We start from the raw sequence: 20,369 nt of genomic DNA, 5'->3' as shown, positions 1-20,369 counted from the left end.
GAGCGCCGCGAGCTGGCCGGGGCGTCGCCGTCCCGGCCGCTGTCCTGGCGGTCCTCCTCCTCGCCGGCGGTCCCGTCGGGCCGGTCGCGGCCGAGGCACGGCCCGGCCCGGCGGTGCCGTGGTCCTGGCCCGTGCCCGAGCCGCACCTCGTGCTCCGTCCGTTCGTCGCCCCCGAGCACCGGTGGTCGCCGGGGCACCGGGGCGTCGACCTCGCGATGACCGAGGGAGGCGCGGTGTCGGCCCCGGACGACGGGGTGGTGCACTTCGCCGGCACGGTCGTCGACCGCCCCGTGCTGTCGCTCCGGCACGCGGGCGGCGTCCTGAGCAGCATGGAGCCCGTGAGCACGGAGCTGCGCGCCGGCGACGTCGTGCAGCGGGGCCAGGCCGTCGGTGTGCTCGAGCCCGGCCACGGCTGCGCCGCCCCGTGCATGCACCTGGGGGCGCGGATCGACGGCGAATACGTCTCGCCGCTGATGATGCTGGGCCTCGGCCGGGCCAGCGTGCTGCTGCCGACCCGCCACGACGAGGTGCGGGGCTGAGGCCTCCGGGTCGGTCAGGCGCGGGGGTGGGCCGTCCGGTAGCTCTCGCGGAGTCGCTCGGTCGAGACGTGCGTGTAGATCTGCGTGGTGCCCAGGCTGGCGTGGCCGAGCATCTCCTGCACGGCGCGGAGGTCCGCGCCGCCGTCGAGCAGGTGGGTCGCCGCCGTGTGCCGGAGGGCGTGGGGGCCCGACGGACCGCTGCCCGGCAGGTCGGCCAGCAGCCCGGAGACCAGACGGTGCACAGCGCGGGTGCCGAGCCGGCCGCCGGTCGCGCCGAGGAAGAAGGCGTCGCCCGCGGGCCCGGCGCCGGCGGCTGCGCCGGCTCCGGCGCGGGCCGCGAGGACGGGCCGGGACCGTGTGAGGTACCGGTGCAGGGCCTCCGCCGCGGGGACGCCGAACGGGACGACCCGCTGACGCGAGCCCTTGCCGGTGACGCGGACGGTGAGGCGGTCCAGGTCGACGTCGCCGAGGTCGGCCCCGACGAGCTCGGAGACGCGCAGCGCCGAGCCGTAGAGCAGCTCGACCACCGCGAGGTCGCGACCCGCGACGGCGTCGTCGGCGTCGGCCCGGACGGCGAGCGACGTCAGCACGGACTCGGTCTGGGCGGTCGTGAGCACGCGGGGCAGGTGGCTCTCGGCCTTGGGGGCGCGGAGCCGGAGGCCGACGTCGACCCCCGTGCGCCCGGTCTCCTCCAGCCAGCGCGTCAGCGCCCGGGCACTGGCCGACCGGCGGGCGAGGGTGGTACGCGCGAGGCCGGCCTCGGTGCCGCGCCAGAGCCAGTCGCGGAGCAGCTCGAGGTCGACGTCGGCCGTCCGCGGCTCACGCCCCAGCCGCTGCCCCGCGACCGCGAGCAGGTCGGCGAGGTCGGAGCGGTACGAGCGGAGGGTGTTCTCGCTCAGCCCCCGCGCGTGACGCAGGTGCTCGACGAAGGCGTCGACGTCGACGTGCAGGGCCGTCACGGGCGCCCCGCCCCGCCGGGGCCCGCCGCGTGTCTCGTCGTCGTCACGGCGCCAGGCTACCCACGCGAGCGGCCCCTCCTCCGCCACCCCGCGGGCCCGGCGACGACCAGGCCGTCGACCTCCATCTCGGCGAGCAGGCCCCGCACCGTGTCGGCGCCGAGCCCGGAGGCGGCCGCGACCTCGTCGGTCGTGCGCTCGACGCGCGGGCTGAGGGCGTCCTGGACGCGGACGACGCGGGGGTCGACGGCCTCCGGGGCAGGCCCCGCGCCTCCTGCCCCTCCCCCGCCTCCCGCGCCGCGGCCGATCGGGCCCACGAGCTCGAGGACGTCGTCGACGCCGGTGACGCAGGCGGCGAGCCCGGAGCGGATCAACGCGTGGCAGCCCGCCGACGACGGCGACGACACGGGCCCGGGCACGGCGCCGACCGGTCGCCCGAGCACCTGTGCGTGGCCGGCGGTGTTGAGCGAGCCGGAGCGCCGGCCGGCCTCGACGACCACGGTCGCCGCCGTGAGGCACGCGATCAGCCGGTTGCGCTGCAGGAACCTCCAGCGGGACGGTGTCGTGCCGCACGGCGCCTCCGCGACGAGGAGCCCCGCCTGCACGACCCGGCGGAGGAGCTCGTCGTGCCCGGCGGGGTAGAACCGGTCGGCCCCGCCGGCCATCACGGCGACCGTCGGGGCCTCCGAGGCGAGGGCTGCACGGTGCGCGGAGCCGTCGATCCCGTACGCTCCGCCGGAGACGACGGTCAGCCCCCGGTCGGAGAGGCCGCTGCCGAGGTCGGCCGCCACCGTCTCGCCGTACGACGTCGCCGCCCGCGCCCCCACGACGGCGACCGACGCGGCCGGGGCCGGCAGCTCGCCCGCGCCACGCAGCCACAGGACGGCGGGCGCGTGGTCGCCCAGCTCGTCGAGCTCGGCGGGCCAGCCGGGGTCGCCCGGCACGAGCAGGCGGATGTCGAGGGCCTCCGCGGCGCGCAGCGACGCCTCCGCCCGCCACCGCTGGAGACGGGGGGCCCAGCGTCGCAGGGCCGCGTCGACCGAGAACCGGCCGAGGTCGTCACCCGCCGGGGAGTCGCGGAGCGCGGTCTCGAGACCGCGCCCGGCCCCGCCGCCGCCCCGCTCCACGACGGACTCGACGGCGAGCCTCAGGGCGACCGCGGGCCCCAGGCCCCGGCGGGCGAGGCCCGCGACGACGTCGCCCGGCTCCGCGATGCCCGACCAGGCAGCGCGGGCGAAGACGTCGAGACCGGCCTCGTCGGAGTCGCCCCCCGGCACCCAGGAGCGCACGGGCCGGACCAGCCGCGCGAGCTCGTCGCCGGAGGCGTCGAGCAGCGCCCTCACAGCGACCGCCGCAGCCCGAGGGCGCGCGCGACCTGGCCCCGGCCGGGCCGATCGACCCCGTCGAGGTCGGCGAGGGTCCAGGCGAGGCGGAGGACGCGGTCGTAGCCCCGCATGGTGAGGGCCCCGGTCTCGAGCGCCCGGTCGATCGGCGCCGAGTCGGCGACGGCCAGTCGCCGGCCGGCGCCCCGGAGCCAGGCGCCCGGCACCTCCGAGCTCAGCCGCCACGGCGTGCCGGCCAGCCGGTGCCGGGCCCTCGCCCGCGCCTCCTCCACGACCTCCCTCGCCTGGGCGGTGGTGAGGACGTCGGTGGTCTCGGCGAGCCGGAACTGCGCCGAGCTGATGCGTGCGACGCGCAGCTGCACGTCGATGCGGTCGACCAGCGGGCCCGAGAGCTTCGCGAGGTAGCGCCGGCGCTGGTGCGGCGAGCACGTGCACTCCCCCTCGCGCGAGCCCCACTGGCCGCACGGGCAGGGGTTCGCCGCCGCCACGAGCTGGAACCTCGCCGGGAAGCGCGCCACGGCGCGTGACCGGTGCACCACGGTCTCGCCCGACTCGAGCGGCTGGCGGAGGCAGTCGAGCACCGTCTGCGCGAACTCGGGTGCCTCGTCGAGGAAGAGCACGCCCCGGCTCGCCCGGGAGGCCGCCCCCGGCCGGAGGACGCCGCTGCCGCCCCCGACCAGCGCGGCCGCGCTGCAGGTGTGGTGCGGGCTCTCGAACGGCGGTCGCCGTTCGAGCTCGCGGCCCACCGGCAGCCCCGAGAGCGACCGGATCGAGCTGACCTCGAGGGCGGCCTCGAGGTCGAGGTCGGGCAGCAGGCCGGGCAGGCGCGCGGCGAGCATGCTCTTGCCGGCCCCGGGCGGGCCGACCATCAGCAGGTGGTGCCCGCCCGCGGCCGCCGTGACGAGCGCCTGGACGGCGTCGGAGTTGCCGATCACGTCGGCGAGCTCGGGGGCGGCGCCCGCGGGCGAGGCCACCGTCGACCGGCGGAGCGGCTCGGCCGGCTCGGGCGCGAGGTCGGCGCCGTGCCAGATCGCCGCGTCGCGGAGCCCGACGACGGCGACGACCCGGACGTCGGGCACGAGCGACGCCTCGTCGGCGTTGTCGGCCGGCACCATGACGATCTCGGCGCCCGCCCGGCGGGCGGCCACGACGGCCGGCAGCACGCCGTCGACGGGCCGCAGCCGCCCGTCGAGCCCCAGCTCGCCGACGTGCACGACCCGGGCGACCGACTCGGCCTCGACGAGGTCGGCCGCCGCGAGGGCCGCCACCGCGATCGCCAGGTCGAACGACGAGCCGTGCTTCGGCAGCGAGGCCGGCGACAGGTTGACCGTGAGCTTGCGGGAGGGCAGCGGACACCCGGCGTTCGAGGCCGCCGCCCGCACCCGGTCGCGGGCCTCCCCCAGCGACGCGTCGGGCAGCCCGATGATCATGAAGGCCGGCAGCCCCTGGCCGAGGTCGGCCTCGACCTCGACGACGGCGCCGTCGAGCCCGAGGAGCGACACGGCCCGGGTGCGCCCCATGCTCATGCGCCGGCCCCGCGCACGTGCTCGATGCGCTCGTGCCCGCGGCACCGCTCGACGGTGATGCCGACGACGTCGATGCGGACGCCGTGACCGACCCCGGGGTGCTCCTGGCACCACGCCCCCGCGAGCCGCCGCAGCCGGGCGAGCTTCTGCGGCGTCACCGCCTCCAGCGCCGTGCCCCACCCCGTGCCCGACCGGGTCTTGACCTCCACGACGACGACCTCGTCGCCGTCGAGCGCCACCAGGTCGATCTCGCCCTCGCGGCACCGCCAGTTGCGGTCGACCACCCGCAGCCCCTGTGCCTCGCACCACTCGGCGGCCACGTCTTCTCCGCGCCGCCCCAGTTCGTCCTTCTCCGCCATGTCGACCTCCTGCGAGGAGACTGGCGGAGGCGCGGGGCGGGTCGACGACGGCCGGTCACGTCGTGGGGACGACGCGCCCCCGGCGGAGCCTGGGGAGGGACGCGCTACTCGTCGAGCGCGAGCTCCTTGGGCAGCTCGAGGTCGCGCGCGGTGAGCTCCTCGACGTTGACGTCCTTGAAGGTGAGCACGCGGACGGACTTGACGAAGCGGTCGGAGCGGTAGACGTCCCAGACCCAGACGTCGCTCATCGTCAGCTCGAAGTAGAAGTCGTGCTCGGTGTCGCGCCGCACGAGTTCTACCTCGTTCGCGAGGTAGAAGCGCCGCTCGGTCTCGACCACGTAGCGGAACTGCGACACCACGTCGCGGTACTCGCGGTACAACGCGAGCTCGACCTCTCGGTCGTAGTCTTCGAACTCGTCCTCGTCCATCGAGGGACCATCCTACGCGGCTGTGCCCGAGCCTCCCGCACGGCCGGGGCCCCGAGCGCTCCGGGCCGCGTCGTCGACGGGGTCGGCCCGGCCGGCACCGCCGGTCGGCGACCGGTCGGCTCAGTGGAGCCAGGTCAGGCGGTGCAGCGGCGACGGGCCCAGCTCGGTCAGCGCCGCGTAGTGCGCGGTCGACCCGTAGCCCTTGTTGCCCGCCCAGCCGTAGCCGGGGTGCTCGTCGTCGGCCGCGATCATCATCCGGTCACGGTGCACCTTGGCGATCACCGAGGCCGCGGCGACCGATGCGCAGTCGCGGTCGGCCTTCACCCGGGTGGTGATGCGCGGCGGCGTCGCGAGCGCCGGCGTCAGGTAGTCGTGGTTGCCGTCGAGGACGACGACGGAGCTCATGATGCCGACGCCGGCCTCGTGCAGCGCCGTGAGCGCCCGCCGCCCGGCGAGGCCGAGGGCGGCGACGATGCCGATCTCGTCGACCTCGCGGGCGTCGGCGAGGCCGACGGCGTGCGCCTGCACCCACGTCGTGGCCGTCGGGTAGAGCGCCTCGCGCCGCTTCTCGCTCAGGAGCTTCGAGTCGCGGAGCCCCACGGGCATCTCGCCGCACTCGAGGTGGACCGCCCCGAGGCCGACCGCGACGGGCCCGGCGATGGCGCCCCGACCGACCTCGTCGCAGCCGATCACCCACGTGGCGCCGGCCGCGTGCAGCTCACGCTCGAGGTCGAGGGTGGGGTCGACGACCGCCATCACTCGCCCTCGCGCTCCGTGCCGCGGAAGACGGCCGGGTAGTCGTCGAGCCAGGTCCAGCGGGCGGCGGGCCAGCTGATGACGAAGGCGCGGCCGACGACGTCGCTCATCGGCACGAAGCCCTGGCTCGGGGTGTCGCCGTTGTAGCGGCTGTCCTTCGAGTTGTAGCGGTTGTCGCCCATCACCCAGAGCGAGTCGGCGGGCACCGTGACGGAGAAGTCGTCGCCCGAGACGCGGTCGACCCCCGGGGGCAGGGTGACGTACGGCTCGTCGAGCGGGACGCCGTTGACCGACATCTGGCCGAAGTCGTTGCAGCACGAGACCGTGTCGCCGGGCAGCCCGATGACGCGCTTGATGAGGTGGTCGTTGCTGTCTTGCGTGCCCAGCCCGACCAGCGTGAGGAACCACGAGACACCGTCGCCCAGGGGGTTGCCGGAGGCGGTGGTGACGGGGGCCGTGCCCTCCAGCCACCCGCCGGGGTCGGTGAAGACCACGACGTCGCCGCGCTTGACGTCGACGACGTCGGGCACGAGCTCGTTGACGATGATGCGGTCGTTGATCTGCAGCGTGTTCTCCATCGACCCCGAGGGGATGTAGAACGAGCGGATCAGGAACGTCTTGATCAAGAAGGAGATCAGCAGCGCCGCCAGGAAGATGACCAGGACGTCACGGAGGAACGTCAGGGTGCCGCGCTTCTTCTGGTCGCCACCGCGACCGGGGCGGCGCAGGAGGCGCCGCGAGGATGTGTCGTCTGTCATTTAACCGCCCGAGCTCCCCGCCATCGTATAGGGCGGGGAGCTCGGGGAAGGACGTGCGGACCGGGTCAGTGGTCGCGCTTCTCCTTGATCTTGGCCTTCTTGCCGCGCAGCTCGCGCAGGTAGTAGAGCTTCGCGCGGCGCACGGCGCCGCGGCTGACGACCTCGATGTGGTCGATGACGGGCGAGTGCACGGGGAACGTGCGCTCGACGCCGACCTGGAAGCTGACCTTGCGGACCGTGAAGGTCTCGCGGACGCCCTCGTTCTGCTTGCCGATGACGACACCCTGGAAGACCTGGACGCGCGAGCGCGTGCCTTCGATGATGTTCACGTGCACCTTGACGGTGTCGCCGGCGCGGAAGTCGGGGATGTCGGTGCGCAGCGTGGCTGCGTCGACGGCGTCGAGGATGTGCATGGTGGTTCGCTCTCTGCAACCGCCACAGGTCGACTGCTGCTCGTGGGTGCGGGGCACCCGAGGTGATGAAAGAGGTCGTGCACTGACGAGAGCAGACTCCCCTGTGGCAGAGTCGTGCGCAGGCACAAGCGTCAAGTGTGCCACAGGTCGGCGCCGGGCCGCCACCGCGTCAGGAGCGCGGCGTGATGGTGATGACCGGGCCGTCGTCGGAGGCCGGACCCCCGCGAGGAGGCGTCGGCCCCGTGACGCCGGACGCGAGGCGGTCGAGGTCGGCCAGCGACGCAGCCACCCGGCCCCGCGCCTCCTGCACGAGCTGCCGCACCGCGGCGGCCGCGAGCCCCAGCCCGGCGAGGATCGTCACGACGGCCGAGACCGCGAAGAGCGCCGTCGACAGGTCGACCCGCCCGTCGCCGGCGAGCTGCGTGAACGCCGAGGCCGGACGCGACCCGGAGACCGAGTCCACCAGGAAGAAGCCGAGGGCCAGCTGGGCCGCCCAGGTCAGGAGGAGGAGGCCGGCGTCGAGCCAGGAGACAGCCCGTGCCCGGCGCACGCTCCGCCGCGCGACCACCACCCCGACCGCGACCGCCTGCGCCACGAACAGGAGGGGCACCAGGACGATCTGGCCGAGCACCTGCGCCCCGAGGGGGACGCCGAACGCGGCACGGCCGAGCAGGACCCACAGGGGCAGCACGACGACGGCGGGCCAGAGGAGGCGGTAGAGGACTCGACGCAGCACCATGCGGTCGAGGCTAGGGAACGACGGTGGAGAATGGCTGCATGATCGAGCTGCGCACCCCCGACGAGATCGACCGCATGCGACCGGCGGGAGCGTTCGTCGCGTCCGTGCTCGAGGCGACCCGGGCGGCCGCGGCGCCGGGCGTCGACCTGCTCGACCTCGACGCCCTCGCCCACGACATGATCCGCGAGCGCGGGGCCGAGAGCAGCTACCTCGACTACCACCCGTCGTTCGGCGCCAGCCCGTTCGGCAAGGTGATCTGCACCTCCGTCAACGACGCGGCGCTGCACGGCCTGCCGCACCGGTACCGACTGCGGAAGGGCGACCTGCTGAGCCTCGACTTCGCCTGCGCCGTCGACGGCTGGGTCGCCGACTCCGCGGTCTCGTTCGTGGTCGGTGCCGAGCCCACACCGGACGACCGTCGCCTCATCGAGACCTGCGAACGCGCCCTCGAGGCCGGCATCGCGGCCGCGCAGCCGGGCGGCAAGCTCGGCGACGTCTCGGCCGCGATCGGCGACGTCGCACGAGGAGCGGGGTTCTCCGTCAACCTCCAGTTCGGCGGCCACGGCGTCGGCACGACCATGCACGGCGACCCGCACGTGCCGAACGACGGGCGGGCCGGGCGCGGCTGGCCCCTGCGGCCCGGCCTCGTGATCGCGATCGAGCCGTGGCTGATGCTCGGCACCGACGAGATCGTCACCGACTCCGACGGCTGGACGCTGCGGAGCGCGGACGGCTCGCGGGCCGCGCACGCGGAGCACACCGTCGCCGTGACGGCCGACGGACCGCTCGTGCTGACCGCCCGCGGCTGATCGGCGCGGCCCGGAGAGCCGCAGGACGCGCTACTCGCCGAGCAGGTCGGGGCGGACGCGCCGGGTGCGGGCGACCTGCTGCTCGTGACGCCAGGTCGCGATGGCGCCGTGGTTGCCGCTGAGGAGCACCGGGGGCACGTCGTGGCCCCGCCAGCTCGCGGGCTTCGTGTAGCTCGGGTACTCGAGGAGGCCGCCCTCGTGGCTCTCCTCCGTGAGGCTCTCGGGGTTGCCCACGACGCCCGGCACGAGGCGACCGATCGCCTCGACCATCGCCGTCACGGCGACCTCGCCGCCGTTGAGCACGTAGTCGCCGAGGCTGATCTCGCGGACGGTCACGCGCTCGGCGGCGTGCTCGACGACGCGCTGGTCGATGCCCTCGTAGCGCCCGCAGGCGAACACGAGGTGCGGGGCGAAGGCCAGCTCGCGGGCGAGGGCCTGCGTGAACGGCGTGCCCGCCGGCGAGGGGACGATCAACGTCGTGGTCTCGGGGCTCGCCTCGTCGCCCAGCACGTGGTCGAGGGCCTCGCCCCACGGCTCGGGTCGCATCACCATGCCGGCACCGCCGCCGTACGGGGTGTCGTCGACGGTGCGGTGCCGGTCGTGGGTGAAGTCGCGCAGGTCGTGCACGGCCACGTCGAGCAGGCCCTGCTGACGGGCCTTCCCGAGCAGGGAGATGTCGAGCACCCCGAAGAACTCCGGGAAGATCGACACGATGTCGATGCGCATCGTCAGCTGCCGTCGTCGGCGCGGTCGGCCTCGAGGGCCTCGGCGTCGTCAGGGCTCTCACCCTCGTCGTCGCCGGTGTCGACGGACGCGGCAGACGCTTCGTCGGAGCTGTCGTCGGCGAGCTCCTCGAAGAGGCCCGCCGGCGGGGTGACGGTGATGACGCCCGCCTCGATGTCGACGCTCGGCACGATCGCCGTGACGAACGGCACCAGCACCTCGCCCGCGGGCGTCGCCACGGCGAGCAAGTCCTGCGCGGGGAGGTGGTCGACGCGAGAGACGGTGCCGACCTCGACGCCGTCACGCTCGACCCGGAGGCCGACGAGCTGGTGGTGGTACCAGGCGTCGTCTTCGTCGGGGAGCTCGTCCATGTCCTGGTCGACCCAGAGGATCGCCTTGACCAGGGACTCGGCGCCGGTGCGGTCGTCGACGCCCTCGAAGAAGCCGACGGGGTGGCCGTTGTACCAGCGGAGCTCGGTGAGCGTGACGCTCCGGCCGTGCCACTCGCTGGTCTCGGGCACCTGCAGGGTGAAGGAGGAGCCCGGGGTGAAGCGCTGCTCGGGGGTGTCGGTGAAGAGCTCGAGCTTGAGCGCGCCCTTCAGGCCGTGCGCCTTGGTGAGGCGCCCGACCCGGAGCTGGGTCTTGTCGTTCGTGCTCACGGCCTAGAGGTCGCCGTCGACGACGTCGACCCGCACGCGCTTGCCGTCGGCCAGGGCCGTGACCAGGGTGCGGAGTGCCTTCGCCGTCCGACCGGCGCGGCCGATGACGCGGCCCAGGTCGTCAGCGTGGACGTGCACCTCGAGGACGTCGCCCCGAGGAGAGGTCTTCTCCACGACCTGCACCTCGTCCGGGTGATCGACGATCCCCCGGACGAGGTGCTCGAGTGCAGGTGCGAGCACTGACTACGCCTCGGTGGTCTCGGCGTCGTCGGCGGCGGGGGCCTCGGCGGGCTCGGCCTTGGCGGGCTTCTCCGACTTGGGGACGAGGACCGGCTTCTTCTTCTCGTCGGCGACGAAGGCCTCCTTGGGGGCCTTGGTCTTGACGGTGCTGACGGCGTCGGCGTCGCCCTTGAACTTGCCCCAGTCGCCCGTGAGCTTCAGCAGCGCGGCGACCTGCTCGGTCGGCTGCGCGCCGACGCTGAGCCAGTACTGCGCACGCTCCGACTCGACCTCGATGAACGAGGGCTCCTCGGTGGGGTGGTACTTGCCGATCTCCTCGATGACACGACCGTCGCGCTTGGTGCGCGCGTCGGCGACGACGATGCGGTAGTACGGAGCACGGATCTTGCCCATGCGCTTGAGACGGATCTTGACAGCCACAATTCTCCTGTTGATGTGATGTGGGCGAGTTGCTAGCCGTGAGCGTGGGGGCACACTCGGCTCGGAAGCTCTATGAGGTCTCGGCGGCCACCTGATTAGAGGGTCGGGCGACCGGAGACTCGACCCACCATTGTTGCAGACGAACGACCGGTTCCACCAATCTCTCGTGAACCAGCCGTCGTGTCGGCGGGCGGGGGCGGCGACACGGACGGTCACGCGACTCCCCCGGCTGTCAGGATGGGTCGGCGCGCACGCGCCGAGCGGGAGGCAGCAGCCATGCAGATCGACTTCACGAGCTCCGAGCGGTCGACCCTCGGCGTCGAGTGGGAGCTGGCCCTCACCGACCGCGGGACGGGCGAGCTGGCCCCGCACGCCCCGGCCGTCCTCGCCGACCTGGCGCACCTCAACGACGACGGCCCCGTCCGCGTGACCGGCGAGCTGCTGACGAACACCGTCGAGGTCGTGACCGGCGTGCACCACCGCGTCGCGGGGGCGGTCGACGACCTGCGCCGCACGGTCGACGCCGTCCACGCCTCGGCCGACGTGCTCGGCGCGGACGTCCTGTGCGCCGGCACGCACCCGTACAGCCGGTACGTCGACCAGGAGGTCACGCCCGACAAGGAGCGCTACGCGACGCTCATCGACCGGACCCGCTGGTGGGGTCGCCAGATGATGATCTGGGGCGTCCACGTGCACGTCGGCATCGACTCCCGCGACAAGGTGCTGCCCATCCTCAACGGCCTCCTGACCTGGCTGCCGCACTTCCAGGCGCTCACGGCCTCGAGCCCGTTCTGGGTCGGCGAGGAGACCGGCTACGCCTCGAACCGAGCGCTGATGTTCCAGCAGCTGCCCACGGCGGGGCTGCCGCCGCAGTTCGACACGTGGGGCGACTACGAGCGCATGGTCGGCGACCTGAGCCACACCGGCGTCGTCGACGACCACAGCGAGCTGCGCTGGGACCTCCGCCCGTCGCCCCGCTGGGGCACCCTCGAGACACGCGTCTTCGACGGCATCTCGACGGTCGAGGAGGTCGCGGCGATGGCCGCCCTCGTCCAGTGCCTCGTCGACCACATGGCCGAGGGCCTCGACCGCGGCGTGGTGCCGCCGTCGATGCAGCCGTGGTTCGTCCGCGAGAACAAGTGGCGCGCGGCCCGCTACGGCATGGACGCCATCGTCATCCAGAACTCCGCCGGCGACGAGCGCCTCGTCACCGACGACCTGCGCGAGCTGCTCGTCACGCTCGAGCCCACGGCCGCCCGTCTCGGCTGCGTCGACGAGCTGCACTCGATCGCGGCCGTGATCGGCCACGGCGCCAGCTACCAGCGCCAGCTGTCGGTGGCCGCCCGGCACGGCGGCGAGCTGCGACCGGTCGTGGCCTCCCTCGTCCGCGAGCTGCGCGAGGGCCTGACCTCCGCCGAGTAGTCCTCAGCCCCGGCCGAGGAACTTCTGCAACGAGGCCATCTCCTCCGCCGAGGGGGCCCCGTCGCCGGCGGGAGCGGCGCCGAGGCCGAAGCCCGACCCGCTGGCCGGCGCCGCGCCTCCCGGCTTCGCGCCGGTGGCGAGGGCCGCGTTCTGGGCGGCCCGCTTGGCCGGGTTGCCGGCCTTCGAGCCCTTCTTCTTGGCGGCGGGGCGCTTGCCCCCGTAGGAGGCCCCGGGGATCGGCCCCATGCCGGGCACCTGGGGCACGCCGCCCTTGGCCACGGTCTTCATCATCTTGGAGGCCTGCTCGAAGCGCTGGACGAGCTGGTTCACGTCGGTGACCGTCATGCCCGAGCCCCGCGCGATGCGGAGCCGGCGCGACCCGTTGAGCAGCTTGGGCAGGGCGCGCTCCTGCGGCGTCATCGACTGGATGATCGCCTCGGTGCGGACGATCTCGCGCTCGTCGAAGTTCTCGAGCTGCTCACGCATGCCCTTGGCGCCCGGCAGCATGCCGAGCATGCCCTTGATCGACCCCATCTTGCGCAGCTGCTGCATCTGCTTCAGGAAGTCGTCGAGGGTGAAGTTGTCGGTCGCGATCTTCTCGGCGACGGCGCGGGCCTCGGCCTCGTCGAACGCGCCCTGGGCCTGCTCGATGAGCGAGAGGATGTCACCGAGGTCGAGGATGCGGCTCGCCATGCGGTCGGGGTGGAAGGGCTCGAAGGCGTCGAGGGTCTCGCCCGTCGACGCGAACATGATGGGGCGGCCCGTCACCGAGGCCACGCTGAGAGCCGCGCCGCCCCGTGCGTCGCCGTCGAGCTTGGAGAGCACGACGCCGGTGAAGTCGACGCCCGCCTGGAAGGCCTTCGCGGTGGCGACGGCGTCCTGGCCGATCATGGCGTCGATGACGAAGAGCACCTCGTCGGGGTCGACCGCCTTGCGGATGTTCGCGGCCTGCTTCATCATCTCGGCGTCGACGCCGAGACGACCGGCGGTGTCGATGATGACGGTGTCGTAGACCTTGTCGCGCGCGAACTTCATGGCCTGCTTGGCGACCTTGACCGGGTCGCCGACGCCGTTGCCCGGCTCCGGGGCGAACACGGCCGCGCCGGCCTGCTCGCCGACGACCTGCAGCTGCTGCACGGCGTTGGGGCGCTGGAGGTCGCAGGCCACGAGCAGCGGCGTGTGGCCGTCCTTCGCGAGCCACTTCGCGAGCTTGCCCGCGAGGGTCGTCTTGCCGGCGCCCTGGAGGCCCGCGAGCATGATGACGGTCGGCGGGTTCTTCGCGAACTCGAGGCGACGCTGGCGGCCGCCGAGGATCTCGATCAGCTCTTCGTTGACGATCTGGACGACCTGCTGGGCCGGGTTGAGGGCCTTGCTGACCTCGTCGCCGAGGGCCCGGTCGCGCACCGTGTTCGTGAACGCCTTGACGACGTCGAACGCGACGTCGGCGTCGAGCAGGGCACGACGGATCTCGCGGACGGTGCCGTCGACGTCGGCGGGGCTGAGCTTGCCCTTGTTGCGGAGGTTCTTGAACGTGTCCGCGAGGCGGTCAGAGAGGGTTCCGAATGTGGCCATGGTGTCGCCATCTTAACCGACGACGGGCCGCGGCCGCCCCGTCGGCCGACCCGCGCCTCCCCCGGGGCCACCGGGCCGGTCGGCCGGTCAGCGGGTCAGCGGGTCAGCGGGTCAGCCGATGAGGTTCTGCACGAAGACGTGCGGCGTGAAGCCGGTGAGGTCGCCGATGCCCTCGCCCTGGCCGACGAGCTTGATCGGGATGCCGGTCTGCTCCTGCACGGCCAGGACGAAGCCGCCGCGGGCCGAGCCGTCGAGCTTCGTGAGCACCAGGCCGGTGACGCCCGCGTGCTCGATGAAGGCCTGCGCCTGGGCGAGGCCGTTCTGGCCCGTCGTCGCGTCGAGCACGAGCAGCACCTCGGCGATCTCGGTCTGCTTCTCGACGACGCGCTTGATCTTCGAGAGCTCGTCCATCAGGCCCGACTTCGTCTGCAGGCGCCCCGCGGTGTCGATCAGGACGATCTCGACGCCGGTGCGCCTCGCGTACTCGACGGTCTGGAACGCGACCGAGGCTGGATCCTGGCCGGGCTGCTGGGGGCGGACGATCTGCGCGCCCGCGCGCTCGGCCCAGGTGGCGACCTGCTCGACGGCGGCGGCGCGGAACGTGTCGGCCGCGCCGACCACGACCGACCGGTCGTAGTTGCGGAGGAACTTCGCGAACTTGCCGATCGTCGTGGTCTTGCCGACGCCGTTGACGCCGACCATCAGCACGACGGCCGGCCGGGCGCTGAGCTTGAGGGTGGAGTCGAGGGCCGAGAGGCGCTCCTCCAGCGTCTCGCGGAGCATGCGCTTGAGGTCGGCGGGGTCGGTCGTCGAGTAGCGCTGCACCTTCTCGCGCAGGTCGTCGATGACCTGCTCGGTGACGTCGGGGCCGAAGTCGGCGCCGATCAGCGCCTCCTCCAGGTCGTCCCACGTGGTCTCGTCGATCGTCTTCTTCGCGAACATGCCACGGAGGGCACCGGAGAGGGACCAGGGGGAAGCCATGCGCTCAGCCTATTCGCAGTCGGCCGGGGGCCGACCTGCTGCTAGTGTCGAGACGTTGAAGGGGAGTATTCCGTTCACGGTGCGTCGTCAATACGGAAGAGCCCAGTCTCGACCCGGTGCATCGGCTCGATCATCTGACGATCGAGTGGAAGAGACCTTCAGTACACATTCATGCGTACTGAAGGGAACTGCATGGACGTCTCACTCGTCACCTGGATCATCACGATCGCCGGAATCCTCGGGCTCCTCGTCTTCGACTTCTACAGCCACGTGCGCACGCCGCACGAGCCCACCATCCGCGAGTCGGCCATCTGGTCGGCCGTCTACATCGGCATCGCGATCCTGTTCGGCGTGGGCGTCGGCATCTTCTCGAACTGGACGTTCGGCGGTGAGTACTTCGCCGGCTACATCACGGAGAAGGCCCTGTCGGTCGACAACCTCTTCGTCTTCCTGATCATCATGACGGCGTTCGCCGTCCCGCGGATCTACCAGCAGAAGGTCCTGCTCGTCGGCATCGCGATCGCGCTCATCTCGCGCGGCCTCTTCATCGCCGCCGGCGTCGCGATCATCGACAACTTCTCGTGGGTCTTCTACCTCTTCGGCCTCCTCCTGTTCTGGCTCGCCTACAGCCAGGTCAAGGGCGGAGAGGACGAGGGCGACCAGGCCGACAGCAAGCTCATCCGCTTCCTGCGCCGCATCATCCCCACCTCCCCCGACTACGTCGAGGACCGCCTCACCACGAAGATCGACGGCAAGCGCCTCTTCACCCCGCTCTTCCTGGTGATGGTCGCGATCGGCCTCACCGACGTGCTCTTCGCCCTCGACTCGATCCCCGCGATCTTCGGCCTCACGCAGGAGGCGTACATCGTCTTCACCGCGAACGCCTTCTCGCTGCTCGGCCTCCGTCAGCTGTACTTCCTGATCTCGGGCCTGCTCGAGCGCCTCGTGTACCTGGCGCAGGGCCTCGCGGTCATCCTCGCGTTCATCGGCGTGAAGCTCCTCTTCCACGCTCTGCACGTGAACGAGGTACCGTTCATCAACGGCGGTCAGCCGGTCGAGTGGGTCCCCGAGATCCCGATCTGGTTCTCCCTCAGCTTCATCCTCGCGACGATCGCCGTCGCCACGGTCCTCAGTCTCGCCAAGGTGCGTCGAGACGGGAAGCGCGAGGTCGTGGTGCCGGTGAAGGAGCCCAGCGACAGCTGATCGCCGTCACCGCGTCGCCGCCCCACGAGGGCGGCGACGCACCGGCCCTCGATCGAACAGGAACACCCGCTCATGCGACTCGAACTCATCCGCCACGGCCAGACCGACTGGAACAGCCAGGACAAGCTCCAGGGCTCGTCCGACGTCCCGCTCAACGAGACGGGTCGAGGCCAGGCCCGCGAGGCCGCACGGCTGCTCTCGGGCGAGCCGTGGTCGGCGATCGTGTCCTCCCCGCTCGGGCGTGCCCGAGAGACCGCGCAGATCATCGCGTCCGAGCTCGGCATCGAGCTCGGCGACGCGTACGACGAGCTCATCGAGCGGGACTACGCCTCGCGCGAGGGCTGGGTCCCCGACTCGCCCATCCCGGACGAGCCGAACGAGTCGTACCCCGACATCGAGCCCCGTGAGTCGGTCGCGGCCCGCGGCCTCGGTGCCCTCGAGATGATCCGCGACACGCGCCTCCCCCTCGACGGCCCCGACGCGAGCATCGTCGTCGTCTGCCACGGCACGATCATCCGCTTCACCCTGTCGGCGATCATGGGCAGCGAGGCGCCCCACATCGAGAACGCCGCCGCGAACACCGTCGAGTGGGACGGCGAGTCGTGGAAGGTGCTCACCGTCAACGGGGCGCTCCACGAGGCCGACGCCGACTGACCGGCTGCCGGGCCCTCCCTGCCGAGACGACCCGCGCCTCCCCCGCTCCTCCGTGAGCCCGGGAGGCGCGGGTCGTCTCGTCGTCGGGGGCCCGGCCCTCGAGGGGGTCGGTCAGCCGACCTGCTCGGCCGTGACCCGCTGGCCGACTACGGCGCTCACGCCGTCCTGGCGCATCGACACCCCGTAGAGGGCGTCGGCGATCTCCATCGTGCGCTTCTGGTGCGTGATCACGATGAGCTGGCTGGACTCGCGGAGGTCCTGGAAGATCGTCAGGAGGCGACCCAGGTTGGCGTCGTCGAGGGCGGCTTCGACCTCGTCCATGATGTAGAACGGGCTCGGCCGGGCCTTGAAGATCGCGATCAGCAGCGCGACCGCGGCGAGCGACCGTTCGCCGCCGCTCAGCAGCGAGAGCCGCTCGATCTTCTTGCCGGCGGGGCGCACCGTCACCTCGATGCCCGTGCCGAGCAGGTCGTCGGGGTCGGTCAGGGTCAGCGATCCGCTCCCGCCCGGGAAGAGCACCGGGAACACCCGGTCGAAGGCCGCGCTGGTGTCGGCGAAGGCGCTCGCGAAGACGGTCTGCATCTTCGCGTCGATCTCGTCGATGATGGTCAGCAGGTCGCGCCGGGTCGCGGTGAGGTCGGTCAGCTGGTCGGCGAGGAACGCGTGGCGCTGCTCGAGCGCGGAGAACTCCTCCAGGGCGAGGGGGTTCACCCGGCCGAGCTGGGCCAGCTTCGCCTCGGCCGCCGCGAGGCGACGCGTCTGGGCCTCCCGGTCGTAGGGCGTGCTCGGGAGGTCGTCGGCGGGGTCGGCGTCGGCGGCCGGGACGGATGCACCCTCCGCGGCGGCATCGCCGGAGTCGACGTCGGAGGCGGCGTCGGGGTCGGCCACCCGTGCCGTGGCCAGCGCGGCGTCGTCGGGCACCGGAACGTCGGGCCCGTACTCGGCCACGAGGACCTCCTCGGAGAGCCCGAGCTCGGACGCCGCCCGCTCGAGCAGCTGACCGACGTGCAGCTTCTTCTCGTAGATCTCCATCTCGAGGCCGTGGACGTGCTCGGTGACGGAGCCGAGCCGCTCGCGCAGGGCCCGCTCGTCGCGGCGCAGCGCCGCGAGCTCCTCGTTCTGCTCCGCGCGGGCGGCCTCCCGGGCGGCCAGCGCGGTGCGGGCCTCGCCCAGCGACCGCGCGACGGAGTCGACGACCAGGGGCAGGGCGTCCAGCACCGCCGAGGTCGTCGCCATCTGCCGCTGCCGGAGCACCGTCCGCCGGGCCTGCTCCTCCGCGGCGGCGGCCTGCTGGCGACGCCGCCGCTCGAGCCCCTCGGCCCTCGCCACCTCGGTGCGCACCCGCTCGCGGACGGTCTCCAGGCGGACGCGGGCCTCGACCTCGGTGCCGCGGGCACGCTCGACCTCGGCGACGACGTCGTCCCGCCCCGACGCGTCGAGCACGGGGCGCGGACGGGCGGCGTGCTCGTCGTGGGCGGCGACGGCCTCCGTCACCCGCGCCTCCGCCTGCTGCACGGACGCCTCGGCGTCGCCGAGCGCGGTGCGGAGGCGCTCCACCTCGGCGTCGGCCGCCTCGACCCGGGCGCGCACGCGGTCGAGCCGCTGCTCCTGGGCCGCGAGGGCCTGCTCCTGCGCGCGCGCCGCCGCGGCGGCCTCGCGGACGGCCGCGGTCGCCTCGCGGAGGGCCGACCGGGAGGCGACCAGGCTCTCGGCGGCCTCGTCGTGCTCGCGGGCGAGGTCGTCGACGACGGCGCCGACCCCGACGAGACGCTCGGCGGCCTCGTCACGGTCGGCGACGAGCTCGAGGCGCGAGCGCTCGCCGCCCGACCCGCCGCGCAGCACCCAGTCGGTCAGGACCTCGCCGGAGCGCGTGATGACCGTCACGGGGAGGGGGCGGCCGGCCAGGACGGCCCACGCTCGGCGCGCGGCGTCGAGGTCGACGGCGAGGACGGTGCCGGCGAGCAGGCCGAGGACCCCCTCGGGGGCCGTCACGACCGACGCCGCGGCGACCGCCCCCTCGGGCAGGTCGACGCCCAGGTCGGCTCGGGGGCGGTCGGGCTCGGCGACGACGACCTCGACGCGGCCGAGGGCCTCGTCGACGGCGTGCACGACCGCGTCGAGGGCCGCGGCGGAGTCGTCGGCCAGCACGCCGTCCACGACGCTGCCGAGGGCCGCGGCGACCGCGACCTCCCACCCCTCGTCGACCTGCACGTGCTCCGCGACGAGGCCCCGGACCCCGGGGCGGCCGGCGGCGACCAGCGCCGACGAGCCGTCGCCCTGGTCGAGGGCCATGGTCAACGCGGCCCGCCGCGCGGCGAGGGCGTCCCGCTCGCGCTCGGCCGCGTGACGTCGGCCGCGCAGGTCGTCGACCCGCGCCTCCTGCTCGGCGACGCGGACCTCGAGCTCGCCGACGCGTCGCTCGGACTCGTCGCGCACGGCGGCGTGGTCGACCCGCGGCCCCATGGCGTCCCCTCCTCCGTCGACGGCGGGGGCGGCGTCGGGGCCGGTGGCCGGGGCTGACCCGACGAGCTCCTCGTGCTCCGCCCGGCCCGTCGCGAGGCGTTGCTCGGCGGCCTCGAGGGCGGCCCGCTGACGGAGGAGCTCGCCGCGGACGGCGGCGAGGCCCGAGCGCGCGGCGTCCGCCGCTCCCCGGAGGCGGGACAGCTCGAGGTCGTGCCGTGCGACCTCGGCGCTCCGGGCCGCGATCTGCTCGTCGAGGGCGTCGAGCCGCGACCGGGCCGCCCCGACGTCGGCGCCCGCACGGGCGACGGCCGCCTCGGCCTCGGCGACGCCGCCCTGCAGCCGGACGGCCTCCTCGCGCGCGTCGGCGACCATGCCCGCGCTCACCGTCGCCTCGACCGCCGGCTGGTCGCTCTGCTGGGCGAGCAGCTGGAGGCGCTGCTGGGCCAGGCTGGTGAGGCTGCGGAGGCGCTCGTGGACGGACTCGAGCCCGAAGGCGACCCGGCGGGCCTGGTCGACCGCGTCGCCGATCATCGCCTGCTCGAGCCGGTGCTCGCGCGCCTTGGCCTGGTCGAGCTGCTCCTGCAGCACCTGGCGCTCGGCGCGCCGCTCGGCCTCCGTGCGCCCCTGGCGTGCGAGCGCGTCGCGGAGGCCGACGACCTCGTCGGCGACGAGCCGGGCCCGGGCGTCGCGCACCACCGCGGCGATGGTCTGGGCCTGGCGCGCGACCGCCGCCTGTCGGCCCAGGGGCTTGAGCTGCCGTCGCAGCTCGCCCGCGAGGTCGCTCAGCCTGGTCAGGTTGGCCTGCATGGCGTCGAGCTTGCGGAGGGTCTTCTCCTTGCGCCGCCGGTGCTTCAGGATGCCGGCGGCCTCCTCGACGAAGCCCCGGCGCTCCTCCGGGGTGGCGTGCAGCACCGCGTCGAGCTGGCCCTGGCCGACGATGACGTGCATCTCGCGCCCGAGCCCCGAGTCGCTGAGCAGCTCTTGGACGTCGAGCAGCCGGCAGCCCTCGCCGTTGATCGCGTACTCGCTGCCGCCCGAGCGGAAGAGCGTGCGGCTGATCGTCACCTCGGCGTAGTCGATGGGCAGGGCGCCGTCGGAGTTGTCGATGGTGAGCACGACCTGGGCCCGGCCGAGCGGCCCCCGGGTCGAGGTGCCGGCGAAGATGACGTCCTCCATCTTGCCGCCGCGGAGGTTCTTGGCGCCCTGCTCGCCCATGACCCAGGCGAGCGCGTCGACGACGTTGCTCTTGCCCGAGCCGTTGGGGCCGACGACGCAGGTGACGCCGGGCTCGAAGGCGAAGGTGGTCGGCGACGCGAACGACTTGAAGCCCTTGAGGGTGAGGCTCTTCAGGTGCACCCGACGCCCCCCTTCGTCTCGCGCGTCACGGAACGGGACGGCCGGCGGCG

The 20,369-nt window shown here is 73.5% G+C and carries 21 protein-coding genes; 5 read left to right on the top strand and 16 right to left on the bottom strand.

Annotated elements, in window-relative coordinates:
- Positions 1-131: 131 nt before the first annotated feature.
- Entirely contained in the window at positions 132-539 is a 408-nt protein-coding gene (locus tag JOE43_RS15945) for a M23 family metallopeptidase (RefSeq protein ID WP_209517078.1), read from the top strand.
- A gap of 14 nt (positions 540-553) precedes the next feature.
- On the opposite strand, the gene JOE43_RS08745 is transcribed toward JOE43_RS15945, so the two are convergent.
- The 9 genes from JOE43_RS08745 to JOE43_RS08705 all read right to left on the bottom strand — a co-directional run bounded on the left by JOE43_RS08745 (position 554) and on the right by JOE43_RS08705 (position 7,817).
- The gene (locus JOE43_RS08745; RefSeq protein ID WP_209517075.1) at positions 554-1,498 is read right to left on the bottom strand and encodes a tyrosine recombinase XerC; all 945 of its coding nucleotides are present in this window, start codon (positions 1,496-1,498) and stop codon (positions 554-556) included.
- Between the two features lie 56 nt (positions 1,499-1,554).
- Entirely contained in the window at positions 1,555-2,838 is a 1,284-nt protein-coding gene (gene dprA, locus JOE43_RS08740; protein ID WP_209517073.1) for a DNA-processing protein DprA, read from the bottom strand.
- Positions 2,835-4,364: a YifB family Mg chelatase-like AAA ATPase gene (locus JOE43_RS08735; RefSeq protein ID WP_209517072.1), complete on the bottom strand. Its 1,530-nt coding sequence runs from the start codon at positions 4,362-4,364 to the stop codon at positions 2,835-2,837. Before JOE43_RS08735 ends, dprA begins: the two co-directional genes overlap by 4 nt.
- Positions 4,361-4,723: a YraN family protein gene (locus JOE43_RS08730; protein WP_209517070.1), complete on the bottom strand. Its 363-nt coding sequence runs from the start codon at positions 4,721-4,723 to the stop codon at positions 4,361-4,363. Before JOE43_RS08730 ends, JOE43_RS08735 begins: the two co-directional genes overlap by 4 nt.
- A gap of 104 nt (positions 4,724-4,827) precedes the next feature.
- Positions 4,828-5,151, bottom strand: coding sequence for a DUF2469 family protein (locus JOE43_RS08725; RefSeq protein ID WP_185232057.1), 324 nt, complete (start codon positions 5,149-5,151; stop codon positions 4,828-4,830).
- Positions 5,152-5,271: 120 nt separating this feature from the next.
- Complete coding sequence (locus JOE43_RS08720; RefSeq protein ID WP_209517068.1) at positions 5,272-5,907, bottom strand: ribonuclease HII; 636 nt, start codon at positions 5,905-5,907, stop codon at positions 5,272-5,274.
- The gene (gene lepB / locus JOE43_RS08715) at positions 5,907-6,665 is read right to left on the bottom strand and encodes a signal peptidase I (RefSeq protein ID WP_185232053.1); all 759 of its coding nucleotides are present in this window, start codon (positions 6,663-6,665) and stop codon (positions 5,907-5,909) included. The genes JOE43_RS08720 and lepB overlap by 1 nt, the downstream gene beginning before the upstream one ends.
- Positions 6,666-6,730: 65 nt before the next feature.
- The gene (gene rplS, locus JOE43_RS08710; RefSeq protein ID WP_056053596.1) at positions 6,731-7,078 is read right to left on the bottom strand and encodes a 50S ribosomal protein L19; all 348 of its coding nucleotides are present in this window, start codon (positions 7,076-7,078) and stop codon (positions 6,731-6,733) included.
- A 169-nt stretch (positions 7,079-7,247) separates the two neighbouring features.
- Positions 7,248-7,817, bottom strand: coding sequence for a hypothetical protein (locus tag JOE43_RS08705; protein WP_209517066.1), 570 nt, complete (start codon positions 7,815-7,817; stop codon positions 7,248-7,250).
- Between the two features lie 38 nt (positions 7,818-7,855).
- On the opposite strand from JOE43_RS08705, the gene map reads away from it, so the two are divergent.
- Positions 7,856-8,626, top strand: coding sequence for a type I methionyl aminopeptidase (gene map, locus JOE43_RS08700; RefSeq protein WP_209517064.1), 771 nt, complete (start codon positions 7,856-7,858; stop codon positions 8,624-8,626).
- A gap of 30 nt (positions 8,627-8,656) precedes the next feature.
- On the opposite strand, the gene trmD is transcribed toward map, so the two are convergent.
- Genes trmD through rpsP form a run of 4 tightly spaced genes read right to left on the bottom strand, consistent with a single transcriptional unit; the run spans position 8,657 to position 10,668 of the window.
- Positions 8,657-9,352 carry a tRNA (guanosine(37)-N1)-methyltransferase TrmD gene (gene trmD, locus JOE43_RS08695; RefSeq protein WP_209517062.1) on the bottom strand — a complete coding sequence of 232 codons (696 nt, stop codon included), beginning with the start codon at positions 9,350-9,352 and terminating at the stop codon, positions 8,657-8,659.
- Between the two features lie 2 nt (positions 9,353-9,354).
- Positions 9,355-10,008: a ribosome maturation factor RimM gene (gene rimM / locus JOE43_RS08690; RefSeq protein WP_209517060.1), complete on the bottom strand. Its 654-nt coding sequence runs from the start codon at positions 10,006-10,008 to the stop codon at positions 9,355-9,357.
- Positions 10,009-10,011: 3 nt separating this feature from the next.
- Complete coding sequence (locus tag JOE43_RS08685; protein WP_056053586.1) at positions 10,012-10,248, bottom strand: RNA-binding protein; 237 nt, start codon at positions 10,246-10,248, stop codon at positions 10,012-10,014.
- Positions 10,249-10,251: 3 nt separating this feature from the next.
- The gene (gene rpsP, locus JOE43_RS08680) at positions 10,252-10,668 is read right to left on the bottom strand and encodes a 30S ribosomal protein S16 (RefSeq protein ID WP_056053584.1); all 417 of its coding nucleotides are present in this window, start codon (positions 10,666-10,668) and stop codon (positions 10,252-10,254) included.
- Between the two features lie 276 nt (positions 10,669-10,944).
- Here rpsP and JOE43_RS08675 point away from each other — a divergent pair, with 276 nt between their 5' ends.
- Positions 10,945-12,090 (top strand): glutamate--cysteine ligase, encoded by a 1,146-nt coding sequence (locus JOE43_RS08675; RefSeq protein WP_209517058.1) that lies wholly within the window; start codon positions 10,945-10,947, stop codon positions 12,088-12,090.
- 3 nt (positions 12,091-12,093) lie between these two features.
- Here JOE43_RS08675 and ffh read toward each other — a convergent pair whose 3' ends face one another.
- Positions 12,094-13,662 (bottom strand): signal recognition particle protein, encoded by a 1,569-nt coding sequence (gene ffh, locus JOE43_RS08670; protein ID WP_209517056.1) that lies wholly within the window; start codon positions 13,660-13,662, stop codon positions 12,094-12,096.
- Positions 13,663-13,773: 111 nt separating this feature from the next.
- Positions 13,774-14,643: a signal recognition particle-docking protein FtsY gene (ftsY, locus tag JOE43_RS08665; protein WP_209517054.1), complete on the bottom strand. Its 870-nt coding sequence runs from the start codon at positions 14,641-14,643 to the stop codon at positions 13,774-13,776.
- Between the two features lie 192 nt (positions 14,644-14,835).
- Between ftsY and JOE43_RS08660 the strand changes: the two genes are divergently transcribed.
- Positions 14,836-15,846: a TerC family protein gene (locus JOE43_RS08660; RefSeq protein ID WP_056053566.1), complete on the top strand. Its 1,011-nt coding sequence runs from the start codon at positions 14,836-14,838 to the stop codon at positions 15,844-15,846.
- Between the two features lie 72 nt (positions 15,847-15,918).
- The gene (locus JOE43_RS08655; RefSeq protein WP_167258842.1) at positions 15,919-16,500 is read left to right on the top strand and encodes a histidine phosphatase family protein; all 582 of its coding nucleotides are present in this window, start codon (positions 15,919-15,921) and stop codon (positions 16,498-16,500) included.
- 111 nt (positions 16,501-16,611) lie between these two features.
- On the opposite strand, the gene smc is transcribed toward JOE43_RS08655, so the two are convergent.
- Entirely contained in the window at positions 16,612-20,319 is a 3,708-nt protein-coding gene (smc, locus tag JOE43_RS08650; RefSeq protein WP_209517052.1) for a chromosome segregation protein SMC, read from the bottom strand.
- Between the last annotated feature and the right edge of the window lie 50 nt (positions 20,320-20,369).

Source organism: Frigoribacterium sp. PvP121, from assembly GCF_017833115.1.
GTDB lineage: Bacteria > Actinomycetota > Actinomycetes > Actinomycetales > Microbacteriaceae > Frigoribacterium > Frigoribacterium endophyticum.
The sequence above is the reverse complement of the archived record's forward strand: the minus strand, read 5'-3'. Positions and strand labels throughout refer to the sequence as shown.